Source organism: Streptomyces sp. CBMA156, from assembly GCF_014596515.1.
Lineage (GTDB): Bacteria > Actinomycetota > Actinomycetes > Streptomycetales > Streptomycetaceae > Kitasatospora.
In genome coordinates this window covers 1-21,856 of record NZ_MSJQ01000374.1, presented here as the reverse complement: position 1 = coordinate 21,856, position 21,856 = coordinate 1, and the positions used below count along the sequence as shown (strand labels likewise).

The following is a 21,856-nucleotide window of genomic DNA, read 5'->3' as shown; positions in this document are numbered from 1 at the left end:
GGGATCGGCGGCGGGGGCGGCGGGCCGTCGAAGCCGCCGCCGGAGTGGTCGTCGCGGGGGCCGTACCCGGCCGGAGCGCCGCTGCCGGGGCCGCCGGCGGCCGGGCCGGTGCCGACCACGGTGCCCTCGATCACCCGGGGCTCGTCGGCCTGGTACGGGTCGTACTGCGCGTGGGCCTGGTACGGGCTGTACTGCGCCTGGGCCTGGTACGGGCCGTACTGCTCGTCGGGCCGGTACGGGCGGTACTGCTCGTCGGGGTGCTGCTGCTGTTCGGTCATGCCGACCAAGCTCGGCCCGGTGCATGAGGACTTCATGAGAACCGGCTCAGAACGGGGAGAGAAGCCCGTTGACTTCTCATAAAGCCTGGTCAGGCAGTCCGCCGAGCGGAATCGACTATTCCGGTACGGATCGGCCGGGGGCGTCGCCCGAGCAGCCGCAGGAGCGGCGGATGACCAGCCGGGACGGGAACGTGCGGACCCGCTCGGTGTCGGAGCCGGGCACCATCAGCGAGTCGTCCAGCACCAGGTCCACGGCGGCCCTGGCCATCGCGTCGCGGTCGGAGGCGACGGTGGTCAGCGGCGGGTCGGCCAGCGCGGCCTCCGGCACGTCGTCGAAGCCGGCCACCGCGAGGTCCTCAGGGACCCGCAGGCCGACCTCGCGGGCGGCCCGCAGCACGCCGATCGCCTGGTCGTCGGTGGAGCAGAAGATCGCCCGCGGCCGGTCCGGCGAGCGCAGCACGCCGAGCGCGACGTCGTAGGCGCCGTAGCGGTGGAAGGGCGCGTCGATCAGGTGCGGTTCGGTGGGGACGCCGTGCGCGTCCATGGCGCGCTGCCAGCCCTCGACGTGGTCGATGACCGGGTCGCCGGGGGCGGGGGACTCGACCGGGCCGCCGAAGCAGGCCACGTACGGGTGCCCGTGCACCTCCAGCAGGTGGCGCACGATCGCCTCGGCGCCGGCCACGTCGTCGGTGACCACGGCGACGTCGTCGATCGCCTCGGGCCGGCGGTGCAGCAGCACCACCTTGGCGCCCTCCATCGCGGCGAACTCCTCGGCGGCGCGCTGCGAGGGGCCCTGGCTGACCAGGATCAGGCCGGAGACGCGCATCCCGAGGAAGGCGCGGACGTAGTGCACCTCGCGGTCGTCGACGTAGTCGGAGTTGCCGATCAGCACGAGCTTGCCGCGCTCGGAGGCGGCCCGTTCCACGGCGTGCGCCATCTCGGCGAAGAAGGGCTGGCGGGCGTCCGGGACGACCATGCCGATGAGGTTGGTGCGGCGGGAGGCCATCGCCTGGGCGACGCTGTTCGGCCGGTAGCCGAGCTGCTCGATCGCCGCGAGGACCTTCTCCCGGGTCGCGGGCGCGACCGGGCGCGGCCCGTTGTTGATGACGTAGCTGACGACCGCGGTCGAGGTACCAGCCAGTCGGGCTACATCGTCGCGCGTCACTTTGGCCACGGGGGGAGTCTACGCGTGTGGTCTCCGGGGCGGCAGTGGGACCTGGGGCCCCGTCCGGCAGCCGGCGGGAGGCTCCGGGAGGAAGCCGGACAAGCCGGGCGGGAGTCGGCCCGCCCGGCCCTGCCTCAGACGTCCAGGGGGGTGGTGGGGCGCTGGGCGAGCTCCGGCCGCTCGCCCTTCTCCGGCTTCTCCGGGACGACGAAGCGGTAGCCGACGTTGCGAACGGTGCCGATCAGCTGCTCGTTCTCCACGCCGAGCTTGGCGCGCAGCCGCCGGACGTGCACGTCCACCGTCCGGGTGCCGCCGAAGTAGTCGTAGCCCCAGACCTCCTGGAGCAGCTGCGCCCGGGTGAAGACCCGGCCGGGGTGCTGGGCGAGGTACTTGAGCAGCTCGAACTCCTTGAAGGTGAGGTCGAGCACCCGGCCCTTGAGCTTGGCGGAGTAGGTGGCCTCGTCGACCGAGAGGTCGCCGTTGCGGATCTCCATCGGGCTGTCGTCGGTGACGACCTGGAGGCGGCCGAGCGCGAGCCGCAGCCGGGCCTCGACCTCGGCCGGTCCCGCGGTGTCCAGCAGGACGTCGTCGATCCCCCACTCGGCGGTGACGGCGGCCAGGCCGCCCTCGGTGACCACCAGGATCAGCGGGCAGCCGATGCCGGTGGAGCGCAGCAGCTGGCAGAGGCTGCGGATCTGCGGCAGGTCGCGCCGGCCGTCGACGAGGATGACGTCCGCGCTGGGGGTGTCCACGAGGGCGGCGCCCTCGGCGGGGGCCACCCGGACGTTGTGCAGCAGCAGGCCGAGGGCGGGCAGCACCTCGGCGGAGGGTTGCAGCGCGTTGGTGAGGAGGAGGAGAGAACTCATACCCGGTGGTCCCCTTTCCGGGTCGTCGCGGTCACGTGACGGCTGCCGCCACAGCCGGATGGCGCACGTGCTGAGGGGGAGGAGCGGACGACGGTCCGCGGCGCGCCGGGGGAGTGGACGGTGTGCCGGGCGCGACGGCGGGTCCGCAGGGGGTCCCGCGACCCCTGGCGCACCGTTCCTGCCCTGTTCCTCACCGTGAACCCTCCGGTCTGGTCCGGTGCCGGGTGGCGGCCCGGTGCCGGGTGGCGACGCCCCGGGCCGGCCGGGGCACGTCGTTGTGCCGCGTCAGGCGGGGCGGTTCCCGCGGCGCGCCGGAGGTGGGCCGACGAATCGCAAGAACGTCCGTACTGGCGTCCTGGAAGCACAAAAGGACCCGGGGGCGACTCTGCCCGGATCCCTCTAGGTGGTCGAGGATAGCCGACCACCCCCCGGGCCGGGAGTGCCCCGATCCGGCGGTTCGCCCAAATCGGGCGTGTGCCGGGTGAGGCTGGACACAGCTTCGAGTGCCGGTCCGGCGTCCCCCGGTGGCGGCCGGGTGGAAGGCCGGTGCGTGCTCCGTGTCCGTCCGGCCAGGGCGATTGCCGCTCGTGGTGGCGGACACGCCATCATGGGACGCACATCGTCGGCGCTGTTCGGGTCCATCGTTGGGGTGGCCGTGCGGGTGCCGTGGTGGCGGACCGGACCGGGGCACCGGGGCCGGGCGAGGACGACGAGAAGGGGTGGCCCGATGGGCGCGACCACCGAGCCCGCGAGCGGAGCCCGGGTGCGCGGGACGATCCGCTACTGGGCGGCGGCGAAGTCCGAGGCCGGGCTGGCCGAGGAGCCGTACGAGGCGGCGACCCTGGCGGAGGCGCTGGCGGCGGCCAGGGAGCGGCACGCCGGCCGGCCGAAGCTCGTCCGGCTGCTCGGGCACTGCTCGTACCTGGTCGACGGTGCCCAGGTGGGCGGCCGCGACCACGCGGCCGTCGCCCTGACCGAGGGCGGGACGGTCGAGGTCCTCCCGCCGTTCGCGGGAGGCTGAGCGGCGTGACGGACATGAACAACCCGAACCATCCGAACCACGGCGGCCACGACGAGTGGCCGCCGCAGCCCCAGCAGCCCCAGGCACCGCAGCCACCGCGGTACCCCCACCAGCCGCAGCACCAGCAGCACCCGCAACAGCACCAGCCCTTCCCGCCGCAGCACTCGGGCCACCGGCCGCCGTACGGCTACCCGGTGGACGACGCGGCGGCGACTACCGTGCTGCCGCCGGTGCCCGCGTTCGACGACGCGGACGCGACCACCCTGCTGCCGCCGGTGCCGGCGGTGGACGACGCCGAGACGACGGCGCTGCTGCCGCCGGTGGTGGTGTCCGGTGTGCCGCCGGTCGCACCGCGGCAGCACCAGGCCCAGCAGACCCAACAGGTCCAGCCGCCTCAGCAGGCCCAGCAGCCTCGGTCCCAGCGGCCGGGGCGGTCCCGGCCGCAGGGGCAGCCGCAGCCCCAGCCGGACCCGACGGTGCAGCTCAGGCAGCCGTTGAGGCCGCGGGCCAGGCACGCGGCCCCGGCGCCGCAGCCCGCCCCCGCGCAGCAGGCGGCGGACGCCTTCGACCCGCCGACCATGACGCTCAAGCGCCCGACCGCGCCCGACCCGGCGGGCCCGGGCCGGGCGGCAGGCCCGCCGGGCGCCCCCGCCGCGCCGCCGTACGCGGCCGTCCCGCCGCCGGCCGCGCAGCCCGCGGGCCCGCGCGGCCGGACCGGCTCGCCGATCATCGACCCGGGCCTGCAGCCGGCCCTGATCACCGCCGGCGCGGCCGCACTGCTGGCCGGGGGCGCCGCGCTCGGCCAGATCGCCCTGGCCCTCGTGCTCGCGCCGCTCCAGCTGCTGACGGCGGCCGGCTGGTTCCGGCTGAACGGCATGTGGCCGGCCCGGCAGGGCATCCTGCTCGCCGCCCTGGCCGGGCTCGTCGCGGACGTCTCGGTGCTGCTGGCGGACGCCGACGGCGGCGTGGCAGCCGTGGTGGGCACCCTGGGCGGGTTCTTCCTGCTCGTCCTGGTGCTCCAGACGTTCCGCCCGTCGGACCCGAAGGAGCGGTTCTACGCGCTGACCGTGCTCGGCTCCGCCACCGTGGTGACGGCGCTGGGCACCATGCTGCTGCTGGCGGACTGGGTGCCGGCCGGGGTGGGCGCGGTCGCGCTGGCCACCGTGCTGGCCGCGGCGCCGCTGCCGGGCCCGAAGCAACTGGGCCCGGTGCTGGGCCTGGCCGCGGCGGTGGTGCTGGGCCTGCTGGTCGGTGCGCCGGTGGCGCTCGGCCTGCTGGCCGGGCTGGGTGCGCTGGTTGGCCGCCGGGTCGCGGCGTACGACTTCCCGTCCCGCTTCGTGCACATGACGGCGGGGGTGGCGCTGCCGCTGGCGGTGGCCGCGCCGCTGATCTGGATCGCCACCGACCTGCTGGCCTGATCCTCCTGCCCGGCCCGGCCCGGCCGCGCCGGGCGGGCCCGGTCCCGCCCCGGAACCATGTTCTGGGGCGGGACGTCGTACGGTCGTGCGGGAGCGGTCGCGTCCTGCGCCCGCCACGGAGCGGCGAACGACCCACTGAGACCCACTGCGAACGACTGCGGACGACCGGCAGCGACCGGCGACGACGGGGGACACGATGCGCGGATGGCTGAAGGCCACGATCGGCCTGGCGGTGCTCTCCGGCCTGCTGCTGGGCGCCGACCGGATCGCGGTCGGCGTGGCCGAGGACGAGGCCGCCGACCGGATCGTGAAGAGCGGCCGGATGAGCCAGCGCCCGGACGTGTCGATCGAGGGCTTCCCGTTCCTCACCCAGGTGCTGTCGATGAGACTGGACGACGTCCGGATCTCCTCCGACGGCCTGACCGTCGGCGACGGCGGCCACCAGGTGGCACTGCACTCGTTCAAGGCCAAGCTCGCCGGGGTCAAGGTCAGCGACAGCATGAACAGCGCCACGGTGGAGAGCGGCACCGGCAGCGGGGTGATCTCCTACCCGGACCTCGCGCAGCTGCTGCCGCCCGCCTCCGAGCTGCTGCACGGGGCCAAGCTGCCGGTGGGCGGCAGCTCCCGGCTGAGCCTGTCCTACGCCGGTCCCGGCAAGATCAAGGCTTCGCTGGGGCCGCTCGCGATCGGTGAGGGCACCGTGCACAACAAGGGGAACACCGTCACGGTGGACGGCTTCCGGCTGAGTTCGCTGGTGGGGGCGGTGGCCGGTGTCACCAGCCAGCAGGTCGAGCCGATGAGCTTCACCCTCGACTCGCTGCCGGCCGGGCTGGGACTGGCCGACAAGGACGGCGGGGGCGGTGGCGTGACGCCGCTGCCCGAGGGCCTCCAGCTGACCTTCGACGGCAGGGACGTCAAGCTCCTGGGCTGATCCCCGGTCCCTTCCAGGCCCTGCCGAATCGTTCCGCTCCGCGAGACGCGCTGTCCAGCGCGGGCCGCGGAGCGGTGTCGTTTCCGCCCCGGGGGTGCCGCCGGAGGGCTTCCGGGCGGGCCCCGGCGGGCCGGGCCGAGGCCAGATCCCATGATGCGGTCGTTTCGATCCCAGCATTCGATACGCTGATGACAGCGGGCCTCCGGTGTCCCTAGCATCGTCGGCATGAAGCGACAGACGGACCTCACGAAGCGGCGGGCGGTAGACCTGTGCCGCGTGGCCGCCTGTCTGTGTCGAATGCGCTGACTCGGCGCCCCGGCAGGGCAGTTGACGCCCGCCGCCGATCTTCCCGGCAACCGCGCCCGGCTCTGTGAGCGGGCTGGCGCCGACGTACTCCGCAGCTCCCCGCCCGGTCGCACCGGTCCACCCTCCTCGTCCCGGTATTCGGACGGGAATTCGGACCATACCCATCTGGGCGTCCTCGCAGCACCCTCCTGAGCAGCACCTTCCGCACAACCGCCCTCGGATGGAGAACACCACCATGAGCCGCAGCGACGTCCTGGTCGACGCCGACTGGGTCCAGGCCCGCCTGGACGACCCGAAGGTCGTCATCGTCGAGGTCGACGAGGACACCTCCGCGTACGAGAAGAACCACATCCGCAACGCCGTCCGGATCGACTGGCGGCAGGACCTCCAGGACCCGGTCCGCCGCGACTTCATCGACCAGGCCGGCTTCGAGGCGCTGCTCAGCGCCAAGGGTATCGCCAACGACGACACCGTCGTCCTGTACGGCGGCAACAACAACTGGTTCGCCTCGTACGCCTACTGGTACTTCAAGCTGTACGGCCACGGCGACGTCCGCCTGCTGGACGGCGGCCGCAAGAAGTGGGAGCTGGACTCCCGCGACCTGGTCGCCGAGGTGCCGGCCCGCCCGGCCACCCAGTACACGGCGCAGGCCGTCGACTCCTCGATCCGGGCCTTCCGCGACGACGTGCTCGCCGCCATCGGCAGCCTGAACCTGGTCGACGTCCGCTCGCCCGACGAGTTCTCCGGCAAGCTGCTCGCCCCGGCCCACCTCCCGCAGGAGCAGTCGCAGCGCCCCGGCCACGTGCCGAGCGCCCGCAACATCCCGTGGGCCAAGAACGCCAACGACGACGGCACCTTCAAGAGCGACGACGAGCTCAAGGCGCTGTACGAGGCCGAGGGCGTCGACCTGGCGAAGGACACCATCGCCTACTGCCGCATCGGCGAGCGCTCCGCGCTCACCTGGTTCGTGCTGCACGAGCTGCTCGGCCAGGAGAACGTCAAGAACTACGACGGCTCGTGGACCGAGTACGGCAGCCTGGTCGGCGTGCCGATCGAGCTCGGCAACTGAGCCCCGGCTCGACCCGTAAGTCAGAAGGGAAATACAGACATGTGCGGTGCGAAGGCCGGCGGCCCGGACCTGGCAGGAGTTGACGTGGCGAACGAGACGATCATCCAGGGTTCGGTGACCCGCGACGGTGAGCCGGTCAACGGCTACGTCCGGCTGCTGGACGAGAACAACGAGTTCACGGCCGAGGTACCCACCTCGGCGACCGGCCAGTTCCGGTTCTTCGCCCGTCCGGGCAAGTGGACCCTGCGTGCGCTGGTGCCCGGGCAGACCGTGGACCGCCAGGTGGTGGCCTCCCAGGGCACCGCCGTCGAGGTCGCGATCGCGGTCTGACCGGCGCCACGACGTTCCCGGACCACCCCGAGGGCCCCTGCCGCGCAGGGGCCCTCGGCCGTACCGTGGAAGGGTGCAGGCAAGGCGGCGGCGTCGCTACTACTTCGCCATGATGGGCGTGTGCCTGGGCCTGTTCGTCATGGCCTGGGGCGTGGTGCGGTTCTTCTCGGTGGGCGCCGCGATCGGCATGTGCGTGGTCGCGATGGTGATCCCGCCCGCCGCCGCGGTGTTCGCCAACAAACGGGACCCGGACGACGACTGGTGGGACGACCCGCGCTGGGACGACCCGAAGTGGGACGATCCCGGCCACGACCGGGACCACCCCGACCACGAACCTCGGGACGGTTCCTAGAACCGCAGGACGGCTCCTAGTAGACGAGCGCCTGGACGCCGTCGGCCATGATCTCGCTGACGAAGACCTGGGCGCCCGCGATCCGGACACCCTCGACGGTGTCCTTCTGCTCGATCCCGCGCCGGACCGCGCACTGGGTGCACAGCGTCACCGAGCCGGCTGCCAGGATCGACTCCAGCAGGTCGGGCAGCGGCGCCGCGTGCGGCAGTTCGAACTCCGCCGCCCGGCCCGGCAGCGCGAACCAGGAGGACTCCCCGGTCAGCCAGAGCGAGACGTCGATCCCGCTGGCGACGGCCACCGCCGCGACCGTGAACGCCTGCGAGCACCGCTCCGGCGCGTCCGCCCCTGCGGTGACCTTGATGACGAGTTTCTTCGGCATGGCGCCACCTTAGAGGTCCCGCCGCCCCCGCCGTCCGGCATCCCGGGAAGCCTTGGGCAAAGCTTGGGCAGCCGGGGGGAAGGGCGGCGCGAACGGCTACGTGGTGGGGCTCACCGCGAACGGCCGGAGCACGGCGGATAGAGTGAGCGGAGCAAAATCCACCACACTGTCGCCGCCTGGGAGCCACCCGTGTCCGGTCTGGAAATCTTCTTCGACGGTCTGCTGGCCCTCATGGCCGTGCTGATCACCTGGTTCGCCATTTTCTCGGTGATGAAGCTGTACCAGGGCCAGCGCTGAGCCTGCCGTACGGTTGAGGCAGCCCCACACCGACGACGACAGCGACCAGGAACATGATCGAGATCCCCTCTGACCTCCACAAGGACGTCGTGCCGCTCGCCTTCCTCCTCGGCACCTGGGAAGGCGCGGGCGTCTACGCCCCGCTGCCGGGTGAAGGGGGCGCGGGCGACGAGAAGTGCAACTTCGGCCAGGAGATCGTGATCCGCCACGACGGCCGCCCCTTCCTGGAGTTCCGCTCCCGGACCTGGGTGCTGGACGCCGAGGGCGAGAAGGTCCGTCCGCTGGAGAACGAGCACGCGTTCTGGCGCATCACCAGCAACAACGACGGCACCAGCGGTGTCCGGGGGATCGAGATCTCCTCCGTCCGCGACGACGGCACGGTCGAGATCTGGTACGGCGAACTGGCCGACGGCAAGCCGCAGGTCGACGTCTCCACCGACGCGGTGGCCCGGATCGAGGGCTCCCCGGAGTACTCGGGCGGCAAGCGGCTGTACGGCTTCGTCAACGGCGAACTGCTCTGGGTCGGCGAGAAGGCCGCCCCGAACGTGCCGCTGCGTCCGTACATGTCCGCCCAGCTGCGCAAGGTGCTCAGCCCGGCCCAGCTGATCAAGGACATCAACGACCTGCCGGACGACGGCATCGCGTTCTTCAAGTGACCGGACCGAAGTGACCGGCTCGAATTGATCGGGCCGCCGGCACTTCCGCGCACGAGGCAGGGACCGGCCGCCGGCCGGTCCCTACACTTGTCCCAGGACCCCCGACGTTTGGCAGGGACAGGACCGTGGCAGACACCGGCACCACCGACTGGCAGCTCTCCGGCGACTGGCACCTCTCGGACGACTGGAAGGCCGACCTGCGCGAGCGCGGCTACCGCCTCACCCCGCAGCGGCAGCTCGTGCTGGAGGCCGTCGACGTGCTCGACCACGCCACCCCCGACGACATCCTCTGCCACGTCCGCCGGACCGCCAGCGGCGTCAACATCTCCACCGTCTACCGGACCCTGGAGCTGCTGGAGGGGCTGGGCCTGGTCTCGCACGCCCACCTCGGCCACGGCGCCCCGACCTACCACCTGGCCGGCCGCCACCACCACCTGCACCTGGTCTGCCGGGACTGCGACGAGGTCACCGAGACCGGCACCGAGATCGCCCAGCCGCTGATAGAGAGCCTGCGCGAGCGGCACGGCTTCGACACCGACCTCAAGCACTTCGCCATCTTCGGCCGCTGTGCCGACTGCACCGCCAAGCTCGCCGGAGACCGGCCGTAAGCTGGCCGGTATGACCGGTGTGAAGAGCCCGCTGCTTGCCCTGTCCGGAGCCGTCCCCGCCGAGGGGGCCGACGAGGGCGTCGCCGCCCACTACGGCGACATCTTCCGTGAGCAACGCAACCTGTCGCAGGGCACAGGCTTCGTCGACCTCTCGCACCGCGGCGTGGTCACCGTCACCGGCGCCGACCGGCTCGCCTGGCTGCACCTGCTGCTCACCCAGCACGTCAGCGGGCTGCCGCCGCAGCAGGCCACCGAGGCGCTGGTGCTCTCCGCGAACGGGCACGTCGAGCACGCGCTCTACCTGGTGGACGACGGCACCACCACCTGGGCGCACGTCGAGCCGGGCACCCAGGGCGCGCTGGTGGCCTACCTGGAGAGCATGAGGTTCTTCTACCGGGTGGAGGTCGCCGACGCGACCGCCGAGTACGCCGTGGTCCACCTGCCGGCCGGCTCCACCGCCGCCGTCGAGGGTGCCGCCGCCGTCCGCGAACTCCCCTACGGGCGCGACCTGTTCGTGCCGCGCGCCGAGCTGGAGAAGCTCACCGCCGGGTACGGCCCGGCGGCCGGGGTCTGGGCGTACGAGGCGCTGCGGATCGAGGGCCACCGGCCCCGGCTGGGCTTCGAGACCGACCACAGGACCATCCCGCACGAGGTGGACTGGCTGGGCACCGCCGTCCACCTCCAGAAGGGCTGCTACCGCGGCCAGGAGACCGTCGCCCGGGTGCACAACCTGGGCCGCCCGCCGCGCCGGCTGGTCTTCCTGCACCTGGACGGCACCGAGGAGACGCTGCCCCCGCACGGCACCGAGGTGCGGCTGGCCACCGACCCGGACGGGCGGGCGCTGGGCTTCGTGACCTCCTCGGCCCGGCACCACGAGCTGGGGCCGATCGCCATGGCGATCGTCAAGCGGAACGTCCCGGTGGACGCGGTGCTGCTGGCCGGGACGGTGCCGGGCACCCAGGACGTGATCGTCCCGCAGTAGACCGTCCGGCGGTGGATCGGCCCGCGGCAGGGGGGCCGCTCAGACCTCGACGAGGACGGTGAACGGGCCGTCGTTCACCAGCGCCACCTGCATGTCGGCGCCGAACCGGCCCGTCTCCACCTTGGCTCCCAGCTCGCGCAGCCGGGCCACCACCTCCTCCACCAGCGGCTCGGCGACCGGGCCGGGGGCGGCGGCGTTCCAGGTGGGGCGGCGGCCCTTGCGGGCGTCGCCGTAGAGCGTGAACTGGCTGATCACCAGCAGCGGGGCGGCGAGATCGGAGCAGGACTGCTCCACACCGTCCTCGTCGGCGGGCAGCAGCCGCAGCGTCCAGAGCTTGCGGGCCAGCTGGGCGGCCTTGGCGGGGGTGTCGTCGTGGGTGACGCCCACCAGGACACAGAGCCCGGGCCCCTCGATCGCGCCGACGGTCTCACCGGCCACGGTCACCCGGGCCTCGGTCACTCGCTGCACCACTGCTCGCATGCCGCCATTGTGCCGGAGCGCCGCACGGCCCCGGGAGGGCCCCCGAGGCCTCCCCGTGCCCTCTCTGCGTTCTCCCCGGGCTCTCCGTGCCCGACCTCGCCGTCGCAGCCTTCCCGTACGTCCCAGCGGCCTCCTCAGGGCGCACCCCTGGGGCGCGTGCACCGGAGGCGCACGCCCTGGCGTGCACGCCTGCGCTGAATCAGGCGCCACTCTCCCTGCGGAAAGGGCCGGTCATATCAGCCACCCCCGTTCGCCAGGGGGCCGTTCGGGTGCACGGGCAGTGCGCGCGCGCCGGGCGGGGTGGCACGCTGGTGGACCGTACGAAGGGTCCGGGGCGCCAGGAGGTCCGCCGCGCCGGGCCGGGGTTCGGCCGGGCGGTCGGGCCGGTGGGTCAGCGTTCCGGCGGTGCCGCCCGATGGGCGGTCGCGGCCGGGGACCGGAATCTCCGGGGGCTCCCGGGCGTGCCGGTCGACGGGACGCGCGGCCCGTCGGGGGACGGGCAGGACCGGCGGCAGGAACGGGAGCCGCGAGCGGGCGGGATCGGACGACGTCAGGTGGTTGGGTGATGGACGCGAGCAGCGCGGCGCGGGACCGGTCCGGGCCGGTGGCACAGGCCCCCGGGGGCCCGTACGGCCCGGCGGCGGGCGCGGAGGACGAGCCCGACCTGGAACGGCTGGGCCTGGACCAGCTGCGGGTGCTGCGCCGGGAGACCCTGGAGCAGGAGGCCGACCTGTCCTACCTGCGGCGGCTGCTGCACGGGCGGATGGACATCCTGCGCGCCGAGCTCGACCGGCGGCCCGGCGTGGGCCCGGTCCGCACGGCAGGCCCGTCCGGCCCCGGGCTGGTCCCCGGCGACCTGCTGGACCGGCTGCCGGCCATCCTGACCGACGCGCCCTCCACCGTGCGGCGCTCGGCCCGGCACGTCACCCTCGGCCCGCCGCGCACCCGGGAGTCCCGGCTGGAGGCGGACGCGCTGATGGGTGACGTCCAGCTCGCCGATCTGGCGGCGCACCCGGCCGAGGAACTGCTGGCGGCCCTGGAACGGCTGCGGGCGCACGAGCGCGAGGTGTCGGGACGGCGCCAGCGGCTGCTGCGCACGGCCGACGGTTGCAACGCCGAGATCACCCGCAGGTACCGTGATGGGGAAGCACGGGTCGACGACCTGCTCGCGGGAGGGCCGCTCTGACCGGGTGAGTCGCCGCGGGCGGTGGGCCCGGCTCACTCCCAGGCCCACCCTCGCCCCGGAAGGCTCATCCGCCATGCCCCTGCCCGCCACCGCGCCCGTTCTCGCCGAGGTCGTGCGCTCCGGTTTCGTCGAGGGCCGCCACCGCGGCTCCCTGGTGCTGCTCGCGGCCGACGGCTCGGTCGAGTTCGCCCTCGGCGACCCGGACGCCCCGGTGTTCCCGCGGTCGACCGCCAAGCCGTTCCAGGCGGTGGCCACGCTGCGGGCCGGGCTGGCGATCGGGGGCGAGCTGCTGGCGCTGGCGGCCTCCAGCCACTCCGCAGAATCGTTTCACCTCGACGGTGTGCGGAGCATCCTCGGCTCCGCGGGGCTCGACGAGTCGGCCCTGCGCACCCCGCCGGACCTGCCGCTGGACGAGACCGAGGCGGAGCTCCTGCTCGCCGCCGGCGGCCGGCGCGCCCCGATCCTGATGGACTGCTCGGGCAAGCACGCCGGCTGGCTGGCCGCCTGCGCGGCCAACGGCTGGGACACCGCGGGCTACCTCGACCCGGACCACCCGATCCAGCGGCTGGCCCGCGAGGCCCTGGAGGAGGGCACCGGCGAGACCGCCGGCCACGCCGGGGTGGACGGCTGCGGCGCGCCGCTGCTGGCCGTCTCCCTGACCGGTCTGGCCCGCGGCTACCGAGGCCTGGTGCTGGCCGCCGAGGGCACCGCGCCGCGCCGCGTCGCCGACGCGATGCGTGCCCACCCCGAGTACGTGGCCGGCACCCGCAGGGCCGACACCTGGCTGATGCGGGCGGTGCCGGGCGCGCTGTCCAAGATGGGCGCGGAGGCCGTCCAGGTGGTGGCGCTGCCGGACGGGCGGGCGCTGGCCTTCAAGATCGAGGACGGCGGCGAGCGGGCCCGCGGCCCGGTGCTGGCGGCCGCCCTGCGCCGGCTCGGGGTGACCGGGGCGGACGAGACCGTCGAGCGGATCGCCGCCGCCCCGCTGTTCGGCGGCGGCGTGCCGGTCGGCGAGGTGCGGGCGGCGTTCTAGGGCACAACGGCCGACGGCCGCCCGTCGGCGTGCGGGCGGCCCCGGGCCGGTGCACGGTGGACCGGGGGGCCGTCGCACAGCTGAGGGAGTCCGCCATGACCGACCACGTGTACCGGGTGACCGAGATCGTCGGGTCCTCGTCCGAGAGCGTCGACGCCGCGATCCGCAACGGGGTGGAGCGGGCCTCCAGGACGCTGCGCAACCTCGACTGGTTCGAGGTCTCGCAGGTCCGGGGCCATCTGGAGGACGGCCGGGTCAAGCACTACCAGGTGTGCATGAAGGTCGGCTTCCGGCTGGAGGACTGAGCGCCGCCCGACGGCCGAGCGCCGCCCCCAGGCTGCGCGCCGGCCGCGGACCGGGTGCCGGCCGGGGGTTCAGCGCTCCGGCAGCACCAGCGGCACCCCGGTGCGCGGGTGCGCCAGCACCTCGACGGGGTGCCCGTACACCTCGCTGAGCAGCGGCGCCCGCAGCACCTCGGCGACCGGCCCGTCCGCGACCGTCGCCCCGCCCGTCAGCAGGACCACCCGGTCCGCGTAGGCGGCCGCCAGGGACAGGTCGTGCAGCACCACGACCACCCCGTCCCCGGCGGCGGCCCTGGCCCGGGCGACCCGCAGCACCAGCTCCTGGTGGCGCAGGTCCAGGGCGGCGGTCGGCTCGTCCAGGAGCAGCAGCGGGGTGCGCTGGGCCAGCACCCTGGCCAGTGCCACCCGGGCCCGCTCGCCGCCGGACAGGGCGGTGAACGGGCGGCCGGCGAAGGCGGCGGACTCGGTGGCCGCCATCGCCTCGGCCACGACGGCCTCGTCCTCGGCGGCGGCCGCCGTGCCGGCCCAGGGCGCGCGGCCCATCCGGACCACCTCGTCGGCCGGGAACGGGAAGGACAGCGCCGCGGACTGCGGCAACAGCGCGCGGTGCAGCGCGAGTTCGGCGGCGCCGTAGCCGCTCAGCGGGCGCCCGCGCAGGGTGACCGCGCCGTCGTCCGGCCGGACGTCGCCGGCCAGCACGGACAGCAGGGTGGACTTGCCGGCGCCGTTCGGCCCGAGCAGCGCGACCACCTCGCCGGCGGTCACCCGGACGGCGGCGCCGGACAGCAGCGGGCGTCCGCCGACGCTCAGCCGGACGGCCTCGGCGGCGAGCAACTCGCTTCCGGGCAACGGTCGTTCCGGGATCTCCCGGTGGTGGCGCAGCCTCACGCCCAGCCTCCCTGTCTGGTCCTGGTCCGGCGCAGCAGCCAGAAGAAGAACGGGCTGCCGATCAGTGCGGTGAGCACCCCGAGCGGCAGTTCGGCCGGCTCGGCGAGGGTGCGGGCGGCGAGGTCGGCGGCCACCAGCACCAGCGCGCCGCCGAGCGCGGAGGCAGGCAGCAGGAAGCGGTGGCCGGGCCCGGCGAGCATCCGCAGCAGGTGCGGCACGACCAGGCCGACGAAGCCGATGATGCCGCTGACCGCGACGGCCGCCGCGGTGAGCAGCGCGACGACGGTGATCAGCACCAGCCGCATCCGCTCGACGTCCACCCCGAGGTGGCGGGCCGGGCGTTCGCCGAGGGCCAGCAGGTCCAGCTTGCGGGCGTACAGCGGGGCGACGGCCAGGCCGGCCAGCGCGAACGGCAGGACGGCCAGCACCTTGCCCCAGGTGGCCTGGGAGAGCGAGCCGAGCTGCCAGAAGGTGACCTGGCTGATCGCGGCGGAGTCGGCGGTGAACAGGAAGATGCCGATCAGCGCGCCGCAGAAGGCGTTCACGGCGACGCCGGTGAGGATCAGCGTGACCACTTCGGTGCGCCCGCCGGAGCGGGCCATGACGTACACCGCGAAGACCGTCAGCAGGCCGCTCGCGAAGGCGAAGGTGGTGACGGTCCAGCTGCCGAGGGCGTCCAGGCCGAGCACGATGCAGGCCACCGCGCCGACCGCGCCGCCCGAGGAGACGCCGATCACGGCGGGCTCGGCGAGCGGGTTGCCGAACACGCCCTGCATCAGCGCGCCGGCGCAGCCCAGCGATCCGCCGACCAGCAGGGCGAGCACCACCCGGGGCAGCCGGACGTTCCACAGCACCGACTCCGGTACCCGGTCCAGGGCGTGGCCGCCGAGGCCGAGGCGGTGGGCGGCGGAGGCGAGGATGTCGCCGAGCGGGATGCGGTAGGCGCCGACTCCGGCCGCGAGCAGGGCGCAGAGGACCAGGGCGGCGGCGAGGCCGGCGGTGATCAGGGTGGTGCGGCGGACGGTCGGGACGGCCTTCCGGCTTGCGGCGAGGGTCACTTGGCGTCCGCCGGGTAGAGCTGGGCGGTGATCTCGCGCAGCACCTGCGGGGTGCGCGGGCCGTAGCTGAGCAGCTGGCCGTCCTCGATCGAGACGATCCTGCGGTCGAGGCCGGCCGGGGTCTGGGCGACGCCGGGCAGCTTGAGCAGGCCGTCCACGCCGCCGACCGAGTCGAGCCCCTTGCTCATCACCAGGATCGCGTCGGGCGCGGCCTTGACCAGGGCCTCGCTGGTGAGCGGGGTGAAGTCGCCGGTGAGGCCGGCGGCGGTGCCGGCGTCCTCGCCGCCGACCGCCTCGATCAGCGAGCCGGCGCCGGAGGCCGGGCCGCCGAGCAGGTAGACCGAGGCGCTGCCGCGCAGGTAGAGGAAGGCGACCTTGGGGTGGCGGCCGTCGGCCGGGACGGCGGCCCTGGCCTCGTCGATCCGCTGTCCGGTGCGTTCCTTCAACTGCCCTCCGGCGTCCGGGATTCCGAGCGCCGCGGCGACGGTGTCGATGCGCGGGCCGACGTCGGCCAGCCGCTTGGCGTCGTCCAGCACGATCAGCGGGACGCCGGCCGCCCGGATCTGTGCGATCGCCTCGGCCGGGCCGGTGGAGCGGTCGGCGAGGACGACGGTGGGGTGCAGCGAGAGCACGCCCTCGGCGGAGACGTCGTGGGCCTGGGTGATCACCGGCAGGGCGGCGGCCTGCCGGAAGGTGGTGGAGACGTCCCTGGCGACCACCTTGGGGCCCAGGCCGAGGCTGAACACCAGCTCGGCGAGGCTGCCGTTGAGCGGGATGATCCGTTCGGCGCTGGTGACGGTGACCTGGCGGCCGTCGGCCGAGGCCGTGGTGGCCGGGAGCTGCGGGACGGGCTCGACGGACAGCGGCTCGACCGCGTCGGGTGCGCGGGAGCCGGTCGCCGCGGCCGGTCCCGTGGCGGAGCCGCAGGAGGTGAGGGCGAGCAGCAGGCCGAGGGCGAGCAGCAGGAGGACGGGCCCGCGGGCCGCCCCGGATCGGATCGTGCGGCTGCTCAACCTGGTTCCCTTCGCCGGGAGTTGGTGCCGGTGCCGCCCGGGGTGGGGGAGTGGGGCGGCGGGGCTCTTGACTCATATATTAGGTTAGCCTTACCTCAGCTCCGCAAGGGGGTGGCCTCTGTCAGCCCCCCCCTGCGGAAAATCCCCCGCGCCCCCTTCGAGGAGTGATTCGCCGTGCCCCTGCCCAGCCGGCTCCGCCGTCTGGCCGCCGCCCTGGTGGCCGCCCTCGCCGCCCTGCTGGCGGTGGGCCTGTCGCCGGGACCGGCGGCGGCCGCCGAGGGCAAGGTCTCCGGCGGACGGCTGGACTGGGGGATCAAGCAGTCCTTCCTGACCTACGTCACCGGGCCCATCGCCAAGGGCAGTTGGGCGCTCACCGGCGGCGCGGCCACGGTCGGCGGCAGCACCTTCCGGTTCCACTCCGCGAACGGCGCGTACGACCCGGCGACCGGTGCGCTGAGCGCGGCGTTCTCCGGCGGTGTCCGGTTCACCGGGCACCAGGAGAACGGTTCCAACGCGCTGGATCTGAGCGTCGGCCGCTTCACCTTCAAGGCCGCCCAGGGCGGGGCGGCCGGCCTGTACGCGGACGTCAGCAGCAAGTCCAAGGAGACCGGCCAGGTGAGCAGCACGAGCCAGGCCAAGCTGGCCGACCTCTCGCTGGCCGGCGTCGACCTGCGGGGCGCGGCCGGCACCCTGACGCTCGACAACGTCCCCGCCACCCTCACCGACGCCGGGGCGAAGGCCTTCGGCGGCTTCTACCAGGCCGGTACGGCCCTCGACCCGCTCACCCTCTCGGTCAACCTGCCCGCGGCGCAGGAGAAGCCCGCGGCCCCGGAGAAGCCCGCGGCGCCTGCACCGGCCGCCACCCCGACGCCCACCGCCGCTCCCGCCACCCCCGCGGCCCCCGCCGCCACGCCGAGCGCCGAGCCGACGGCCGAACCGACCGCCCAGGCCCCGGCCAGGACCGAGTTCGCCGCCGGCGCCCTCGACTGGGGCGTGCGCCGCACCTTCCGGGACTACGTCACCGGCGCGATCGCCCAGGGCCGCTGGGAGCTCGGCGGCGGGGCGGCGGACGGCGGCGCGTTCTTCCGCTGGACCCCGGCCAAGGGCGCGTACGACCCGGCGACCGGTGAGCTGACCGCCGCCTTCACCGGCACCGTCCGCTTCACCGGCATGCGCAGCGGTGACAGCTACGGCCTGGACCTCACCCTCGCCAACCCGGGCGTCACCGTCTCCGGGGGCCGGGGCAGGCTGGTCGCCGACGTCTCCGGCCGGACCCCGGACGGCGGTACCCGCCGGCTCCCCGGCGTCGAGCTGGCGGTGTTCGACCCGGCCGGCCTCCAGGCCGAGGGCGGTCTGCTGAAGGCCGTCGAACTGCCGCTCAAGCTCGCCGAGGGCGGCGCCGAGGCCTTCGGCGGCCTGTACCCGGCGGGCACCGAGATGGACCCGCTGAGCTTCGCCGTCGCCCTCGACCCGGCCGCCGCACTGCCCCCGCTGCCCGACCTCGGCAGTGCCCCGGCCACGGCGCCGAGCGCCCCCGCGAGTGCGGCCTCCTCCCCGTCCGCCGCGCCCGTCGCCTCCTCCTCCTCGGGCGGCGTCCCGATGGCGGCCGTGGCCGGCGGAGCGGTGCTGGTGGTGGCGCTCGCGGCCACCGGCGGCCTGCTCGTCCGGCGTCGCCGGGCGGCCGCCGCGTCCGGGGCAGCCGTCGCCGGACCCACCGCCGACGACGCGGCCTGACGACCCCTCCAGGGAGCTTCCCCCGGCTCCCTCCCCCCATCCGAACGGAGTACCCAGCATGTCCCGCAACCGCACCCGGCTGGCAGCCCTCGCGGCCGCCACCGCCGGTCTCGGCCTGACCGCCCTCGGTGTCCCCGCACTGGCCTTCGGCGCGGGCGCCCCGAGCAGCGTCACGTACGACACCGGCTCGCTGGACTGGGGCGTGAAGGCCAGCTTCCGCAACTACCTCAACGGCCCGGGCTCCCAGGGCGGCGCGATCGAGCTGACCGGCGGCGCCACCGCCAACGCCGACGGCACCTTCCACTTCGGCCTGGCGAACGCGACGTACGACCTGGGCACCCACGTGCTCAGCTCCTCCTTCACCGGCGGCGTGCACTTCACCGCCCACCACGGGGCGCTGGACGTCGCGCTCAGCGACCTGCGGATCACCACCTCGGGCACCTCGGGCACGCTGACCGCCGACACCGCCTCCAAGGAGTCGATGGGCGCCACCGAGATCACCCGGCGCGACGACGTTCCGCTGGTGACGTTCACCGTCGCGCGGGACACCACCACCGGGGTGCCGGCCGCCGCCAAGCTGACCGAGCAGGGCGCCCAGGCGTTCGCCGGCTTCTACCAGGCGGGGGCGGACATGGACCCGCTGTCGCTGCTGCTGAAGCAGAGCCCGGCCACGCCCTCGCCGTCCGCCACGGCGACCGCCTCGCCCACCGTCACGCCGTCCGCCTCGCCCACCGTCACGCCGAGCGCCACCGGCACCCCGAGCGCGACCCCCACCGCCACGCCGACGGACACGCCGACCGCGACCCCGACCCCGTCGGCCACCTCCTCGCCGTCCGCCACGGCCACCTCCTCGCCGAGCGCCACCGCCACCCCCTCCGCGAGCGGGAGCCCCAGCACGGCCCCGTCCAGGCTGCCGGTGCTGAACGGCACCCTGGACTGGAAGGTCAAGGAGAGCTTCCGCACGTACCTGGCGAGCCCGATGGCGGCCGGCAAGGTCGAGTTCGGCGGCGGCGCGGCCGACTACCGCTTCGGCGGTGCCACCGGCGCCTACAACACCGCCGACCACACGCTGACCGCGGGCTTCGACGGCTCGGTCCGCTTCCTCGCCCACCCCGGCAAGGACGGCTGGGCGCTCGACACCACGCTCTCCAAGCTGGGCCTGACCGTCGACCGGGACGGCGCCTTCCTGACCGCCGACGTCAACGGCAAGTCCCCTGACGGCAAGTCGACCGCGCTGGCCGGTGCCAGGATCGCCAGGCTCGACGTCCCGGCCGCCGCCCTGAAGCCGGTCGACGGCGTGGTGACGCTCACCGGTGTCCCGGCGACGCTCACCGCCGAGGGAGTTCCGGTCTTCTCCAACTACCCGGCCGGTACGGCGCTGGACCCGGTCAGCGCCACGCTCGCCTTCGACAAGGACGCCAAGCTCCCGACCGCCCCGCCCGCCGGCTCCTCCGGCGGCAGCGGCAGTGGCGGCGGCTCCGCGGCGGGCGGCCAGGGCGCGGGCAGCGGCACGTCCGGCGGTGCCTTGCTGACCACCGGCGGTGCCTCGCTCACCACCGGCGGCCTGGGCGGTACGGGCGGCGGCTCGCTGGCCGCCACCGGGGCGGACACCCCGGTGGTCCCGCTGCTGGCCACCGCCGCCGGTCTGCTGCTGGTCGGCGGCAGCGCCACCGTGCTGGTGCGCAACCGCCGCGGTGCCGCCAAGGCCTGACGGCGGCTCCGGAACGTGCGACGGCCCCGGCGAGCAACCGCTCGCCGGGGCCGGTCCCTTGGAAAGGGCGCGGAGAAACGTTTATGCACTCAGCGGGTAACGCGCGTCCAGGTCCCGGAAGATCGCCCCGTTGAGCACGAAGGCCCGCTTGCACTCCTCGACCACCCGGTGCCGCTCGACCTCGTCCAGCGCCTCCCCGGCCGCGTCCAGCTTGGCCCGGTACTCGCGCTTGAAGGCCGCCGGGTTGTCGACCTCCTCGAAGACGTAGAACCGCACGCCGTCGCCCTTGCGCTCGAAGCCCCAGGTCTTCTCCGCCACGCCCCGGATGATCTGGCCGCCCGAGAGGTCCCCCAGGTAGCGGGTGTAGTGGTGCGCGATGTACCCGGCCGGCCACTCGGCGGCCAGTTCCTCCACCCGGGCGACGTACGCGGCGGTGGCCGGCAGCGGTGCCAGGCCGTCCCGCCAGCCGGGCCCGCGCAGATGCGCGAGGTCGCGTTCGACGGCGGCGGTGCGCAGCAGCGCCCGGTCGATGAAGGGGCCCGCCAGCGGGTGCTCCGCGAGCTGCTCCGTCCGGCCCTCCAGGGCCCGGTAGACGTACCAGAGCTGGCCGGTGAGGTCGGCGTACGCCTCGATCCCGAGCCGGCCGCCCAGCAGGTGGCTCATGAACGAGGACTGCTCGGCGGCCTCGTGCTCCTCGCTGCTGGCGGTGCGGAGCACGGTGGAGAACGGGGTGGGCGCGGGCGTGGGCATGCGGCCTCCAGGGTTCGGGGTCGGCCGGTTCGCGATCGGACCGAATGTTTTGGTTAGCCTAACCTAACTTCACATCATGCCGACAGGGTGTCGGCAAACCGTCCGGTCCCCGGACACGACGAAGGCCGGGGCCCGCGGAAGAATCCGCGAACCCCGGCCTCAGGCTGTCCCGACCCGCCTCGACTGTCCTGGATCGAGTGGGACCGGAACGACGGCTCAGTGGCCGCCCTGCTCCGCCAGACGCTTGATCGAAGCGGTGACCTCGGCCTCGGCCTCGGCGCGGCCGACCCAGTCGGCGCCCTCGACGGACTTGCCGGGCTCCAGGTCCTTGTAGACCTCGAAGAAGTGCTGGATCTCCAGGCGGTCGAACTCCGACACGTGGTGGATGTCGCGCAGGTGCTCCCAGCGCGGGTCCGTCGCCGGGACGCAGAGCAGCTTGTCGTCGCCGCCGGCCTCGTCGGTCATGTGGAACATGCCGATGGCACGGCACTTGATCAGGCAGCCGGGGAAGGTCGGCTCGTCCAGGATGACCAGCGCGTCCAGCGGGTCGCCGTCCTCGCCGAGCGTGCCCTCGACGTAGCCGTAGTCGGCCGGGTAGCGGGTCGAGGTGAAGAGCATCCGGTCGAGCCGCAGACGGCCGGTCTCGTGGTCGACCTCGTACTTGTTACGAGAGCCCTTCGGGATTTCGATAAGGACGTCGAACTCCAACGGTTCCTCCAAGGTAGGGACTGACAGAATCCAAGTGTCTCCTACGGGAGCGAGTGCTCGGGAAAGGGGCCGGTCGGTGGGAGCAGGGGGAGCGGCGGCGCGGCGCCGCGGGGGGACGGTCTCGGGGCTGTTCGGGGCGGCCCTGCTGGTCGTCGGCACGGTCCTGACCTCGGGTGGCGCGTACGCACAGCCGTCCCCGCCGCCGGGCGGGCACAGCGCCGGGCACGGTGACGACGAGGGCCACGACGGGCAGGGCGGCCACGACCACGGGAAGGGCGACCACGGGAAGGGCGGCGCCAAGTCCCGGGCCGGCGACGGCCCGAGCGCGGTGCCCA

At 74.3% G+C, this 21,856-nt stretch carries 24 protein-coding genes and 2 pseudogenes; 16 read left to right on the top strand and 10 right to left on the bottom strand.

Annotated features, from left to right (window positions below):
- The 3 genes and pseudogenes from BU198_RS32605 to BU198_RS32595 all read right to left on the bottom strand — a co-directional run.
- Positions 1–278, bottom strand: a pseudogene (locus BU198_RS32605) (hypothetical protein); the annotation flags it as partial.
- 115 nt (positions 279–393) lie between these two features.
- On the bottom strand, positions 394–1,452 hold the full coding sequence (locus tag BU198_RS32600) for a LacI family DNA-binding transcriptional regulator (RefSeq protein WP_188300446.1): 1,059 nt from the start codon (positions 1,450–1,452) through the stop codon (positions 394–396).
- A gap of 125 nt (positions 1,453–1,577) precedes the next feature.
- The gene (locus tag BU198_RS32595) at positions 1,578–2,309 is read right to left on the bottom strand and encodes a response regulator transcription factor (protein ID WP_188300445.1); all 732 of its coding nucleotides are present in this window, start codon (positions 2,307–2,309) and stop codon (positions 1,578–1,580) included.
- Between the two features lie 727 nt (positions 2,310–3,036).
- Between BU198_RS32595 and BU198_RS32590 the strand changes: the two genes are divergently transcribed.
- The 7 genes from BU198_RS32590 (at position 3,037) to BU198_RS32565 (ending at position 7,736) form a co-directional block, all read left to right on the top strand.
- Positions 3,037–3,330 (top strand): MoaD/ThiS family protein, encoded by a 294-nt coding sequence (locus tag BU198_RS32590; RefSeq protein ID WP_188300444.1) that lies wholly within the window; start codon positions 3,037–3,039, stop codon positions 3,328–3,330.
- A 5-nt stretch (positions 3,331–3,335) separates the two neighbouring features.
- On the top strand, positions 3,336–4,748 hold the full coding sequence (locus BU198_RS32585; protein WP_188300443.1) for a hypothetical protein: 1,413 nt from the start codon (positions 3,336–3,338) through the stop codon (positions 4,746–4,748).
- Positions 4,749–4,944: 196 nt separating this feature from the next.
- Positions 4,945–5,679 carry a DUF2993 domain-containing protein gene (locus BU198_RS32580; RefSeq protein ID WP_188300442.1) on the top strand — a complete coding sequence of 245 codons (735 nt, stop codon included), beginning with the start codon at positions 4,945–4,947 and terminating at the stop codon, positions 5,677–5,679.
- A gap of 225 nt (positions 5,680–5,904) precedes the next feature.
- Complete coding sequence (locus BU198_RS44355; protein WP_350517234.1) at positions 5,905–5,985, top strand: Ms5788A family Cys-rich leader peptide; 81 nt, start codon at positions 5,905–5,907, stop codon at positions 5,983–5,985.
- 235 nt (positions 5,986–6,220) lie between these two features.
- On the top strand, positions 6,221–7,054 hold the full coding sequence (locus BU198_RS32575; RefSeq protein ID WP_188300441.1) for a sulfurtransferase: 834 nt from the start codon (positions 6,221–6,223) through the stop codon (positions 7,052–7,054).
- Between the two features lie 39 nt (positions 7,055–7,093).
- Positions 7,094–7,384 (top strand): DUF1416 domain-containing protein, encoded by a 291-nt coding sequence (locus tag BU198_RS32570; protein ID WP_030288989.1) that lies wholly within the window; start codon positions 7,094–7,096, stop codon positions 7,382–7,384.
- A gap of 73 nt (positions 7,385–7,457) precedes the next feature.
- Positions 7,458–7,736, top strand: coding sequence for a DUF3099 domain-containing protein (locus BU198_RS32565; RefSeq protein WP_188300440.1), 279 nt, complete (start codon positions 7,458–7,460; stop codon positions 7,734–7,736).
- Between the two features lie 16 nt (positions 7,737–7,752).
- Here BU198_RS32565 and BU198_RS32560 read toward each other — a convergent pair whose 3' ends face one another.
- Positions 7,753–8,115: a DsrE family protein gene (locus tag BU198_RS32560; RefSeq protein WP_188300439.1), complete on the bottom strand. Its 363-nt coding sequence runs from the start codon at positions 8,113–8,115 to the stop codon at positions 7,753–7,755.
- Between the two features lie 350 nt (positions 8,116–8,465).
- Here BU198_RS32560 and BU198_RS32555 point away from each other — a divergent pair, with 350 nt between their 5' ends.
- From BU198_RS32555 to BU198_RS32545, 3 genes are all read left to right on the top strand, one after another.
- Positions 8,466–9,068 carry an FABP family protein gene (locus BU198_RS32555; protein ID WP_188300438.1) on the top strand — a complete coding sequence of 201 codons (603 nt, stop codon included), beginning with the start codon at positions 8,466–8,468 and terminating at the stop codon, positions 9,066–9,068.
- Positions 9,069–9,193: 125 nt separating this feature from the next.
- Positions 9,194–9,676, top strand: coding sequence for a Fur family transcriptional regulator (locus BU198_RS32550; protein WP_188300437.1), 483 nt, complete (start codon positions 9,194–9,196; stop codon positions 9,674–9,676).
- Between the two features lie 19 nt (positions 9,677–9,695).
- Positions 9,696–10,658: a YgfZ/GcvT domain-containing protein gene (locus BU198_RS32545; protein WP_188300450.1), complete on the top strand. Its 963-nt coding sequence runs from the start codon at positions 9,696–9,698 to the stop codon at positions 10,656–10,658.
- Between the two features lie 39 nt (positions 10,659–10,697).
- Here the strand turns inward: BU198_RS32545 and dtd are convergent, their stop codons facing one another.
- A complete protein-coding gene (gene dtd, locus BU198_RS32540; protein WP_188300436.1) occupies positions 10,698–11,138 on the bottom strand; it encodes a D-aminoacyl-tRNA deacylase in 441 nt (146 codons plus the stop codon).
- Positions 11,139–11,703: 565 nt separating this feature from the next.
- On the opposite strand from dtd, the gene BU198_RS32535 reads away from it, so the two are divergent.
- The 3 genes from BU198_RS32535 (at position 11,704) to BU198_RS32525 (ending at position 13,662) form a co-directional block, all read left to right on the top strand.
- Positions 11,704–12,324 carry an ABC transporter substrate-binding protein gene (locus BU198_RS32535; protein WP_223245265.1) on the top strand — a complete coding sequence of 207 codons (621 nt, stop codon included), beginning with the start codon at positions 11,704–11,706 and terminating at the stop codon, positions 12,322–12,324.
- A gap of 73 nt (positions 12,325–12,397) precedes the next feature.
- Positions 12,398–13,357 (top strand): asparaginase, encoded by a 960-nt coding sequence (locus BU198_RS32530; RefSeq protein WP_188300435.1) that lies wholly within the window; start codon positions 12,398–12,400, stop codon positions 13,355–13,357.
- 95 nt (positions 13,358–13,452) lie between these two features.
- The gene (locus BU198_RS32525; protein WP_188300434.1) at positions 13,453–13,662 is read left to right on the top strand and encodes a dodecin; all 210 of its coding nucleotides are present in this window, start codon (positions 13,453–13,455) and stop codon (positions 13,660–13,662) included.
- A 69-nt stretch (positions 13,663–13,731) separates the two neighbouring features.
- Here the strand turns inward: BU198_RS32525 and BU198_RS32520 are convergent, their stop codons facing one another.
- From BU198_RS32520 to BU198_RS32510, 3 genes are read right to left on the bottom strand one after another with little or no spacing between them, the layout of a single operon-like run.
- Positions 13,732–14,541, bottom strand: a complete 810-nt coding sequence (locus BU198_RS32520) for a heme ABC transporter ATP-binding protein (protein WP_223245269.1) — start codon at positions 14,539–14,541, stop codon at positions 13,732–13,734.
- Positions 14,542–14,543: 2 nt separating this feature from the next.
- Positions 14,544–15,605: a FecCD family ABC transporter permease gene (locus BU198_RS32515; protein ID WP_188300433.1), complete on the bottom strand. Its 1,062-nt coding sequence runs from the start codon at positions 15,603–15,605 to the stop codon at positions 14,544–14,546.
- Positions 15,602–16,618, bottom strand: coding sequence for a hemin ABC transporter substrate-binding protein (locus BU198_RS32510; RefSeq protein ID WP_188300432.1), 1,017 nt, complete (start codon positions 16,616–16,618; stop codon positions 15,602–15,604). The genes BU198_RS32515 and BU198_RS32510 overlap by 4 nt, the downstream gene beginning before the upstream one ends.
- A gap of 174 nt (positions 16,619–16,792) precedes the next feature.
- On the opposite strand from BU198_RS32510, the gene BU198_RS32505 reads away from it, so the two are divergent.
- Together BU198_RS32505 and BU198_RS32500 are read left to right on the top strand one after the other, a co-directional pair.
- Positions 16,793–18,352: an HtaA domain-containing protein gene (locus BU198_RS32505; protein WP_188300431.1), complete on the top strand. Its 1,560-nt coding sequence runs from the start codon at positions 16,793–16,795 to the stop codon at positions 18,350–18,352.
- A 58-nt stretch (positions 18,353–18,410) separates the two neighbouring features.
- Positions 18,411–20,063 carry an HtaA domain-containing protein gene (locus tag BU198_RS32500; RefSeq protein WP_188300430.1) on the top strand — a complete coding sequence of 551 codons (1,653 nt, stop codon included), beginning with the start codon at positions 18,411–18,413 and terminating at the stop codon, positions 20,061–20,063.
- An 81-nt stretch (positions 20,064–20,144) separates the two neighbouring features.
- Here BU198_RS32500 and BU198_RS32495 read toward each other — a convergent pair whose 3' ends face one another.
- Both BU198_RS32495 and BU198_RS32490 read right to left on the bottom strand, forming a co-directional pair.
- Positions 20,145–20,813 (bottom strand): heme oxygenase (biliverdin-producing), encoded by a 669-nt coding sequence (locus BU198_RS32495; protein WP_188300429.1) that lies wholly within the window; start codon positions 20,811–20,813, stop codon positions 20,145–20,147.
- 216 nt (positions 20,814–21,029) lie between these two features.
- On the bottom strand, positions 21,030–21,521 hold the full coding sequence (locus BU198_RS32490) for an inorganic diphosphatase (RefSeq protein WP_188300447.1): 492 nt from the start codon (positions 21,519–21,521) through the stop codon (positions 21,030–21,032).
- Between the two features lie 76 nt (positions 21,522–21,597).
- Here BU198_RS32490 and BU198_RS32485 point away from each other — a divergent pair.
- Positions 21,598–21,856: pseudogene (locus BU198_RS32485) on the top strand (hypothetical protein); the annotation flags it as partial.

What these genes read in the sequence shown, in the direction of transcription:
- BU198_RS32595 (WP_188300445.1), bottom strand. Translation starts at nt 2,309, where the DNA reads ATGAGTTCTCTCCTCCTCCTCACCAACGCGCTGCAACCCTCCGCCGAG.
- dtd (WP_188300436.1), bottom strand. Translation starts at nt 11,138, where the DNA reads ATGCGAGCAGTGGTGCAGCGAGTGACCGAGGCCCGGGTGACCGTGGCC.
- BU198_RS32495 (WP_188300429.1), bottom strand. Translation starts at nt 20,813, where the DNA reads ATGCCCACGCCCGCGCCCACCCCGTTCTCCACCGTGCTCCGCACCGCC.
- BU198_RS32590 (WP_188300444.1), top strand. Translation starts at nt 3,037, where the DNA reads ATGGGCGCGACCACCGAGCCCGCGAGCGGAGCCCGGGTGCGCGGGACG.
- BU198_RS32560 (WP_188300439.1), bottom strand. Translation starts at nt 8,115, where the DNA reads ATGCCGAAGAAACTCGTCATCAAGGTCACCGCAGGGGCGGACGCGCCG.
- BU198_RS32570 (WP_030288989.1), top strand. Translation starts at nt 7,094, where the DNA reads ATGTGCGGTGCGAAGGCCGGCGGCCCGGACCTGGCAGGAGTTGACGTG.
- BU198_RS32500 (WP_188300430.1), top strand. Translation starts at nt 18,411, where the DNA reads ATGTCCCGCAACCGCACCCGGCTGGCAGCCCTCGCGGCCGCCACCGCC.
- BU198_RS32575 (WP_188300441.1), top strand. Translation starts at nt 6,221, where the DNA reads ATGAGCCGCAGCGACGTCCTGGTCGACGCCGACTGGGTCCAGGCCCGC.
- BU198_RS32580 (WP_188300442.1), top strand. Translation starts at nt 4,945, where the DNA reads ATGCGCGGATGGCTGAAGGCCACGATCGGCCTGGCGGTGCTCTCCGGC.
- BU198_RS44355 (WP_350517234.1), top strand. Translation starts at nt 5,905, where the DNA reads ATGAAGCGACAGACGGACCTCACGAAGCGGCGGGCGGTAGACCTGTGC.
- BU198_RS32555 (WP_188300438.1), top strand. Translation starts at nt 8,466, where the DNA reads ATGATCGAGATCCCCTCTGACCTCCACAAGGACGTCGTGCCGCTCGCC.
- BU198_RS32525 (WP_188300434.1), top strand. Translation starts at nt 13,453, where the DNA reads ATGACCGACCACGTGTACCGGGTGACCGAGATCGTCGGGTCCTCGTCC.
- BU198_RS32530 (WP_188300435.1), top strand. Translation starts at nt 12,398, where the DNA reads ATGCCCCTGCCCGCCACCGCGCCCGTTCTCGCCGAGGTCGTGCGCTCC.
- BU198_RS32535 (WP_223245265.1), top strand. Translation starts at nt 11,704, where the DNA reads ATGGACGCGAGCAGCGCGGCGCGGGACCGGTCCGGGCCGGTGGCACAG.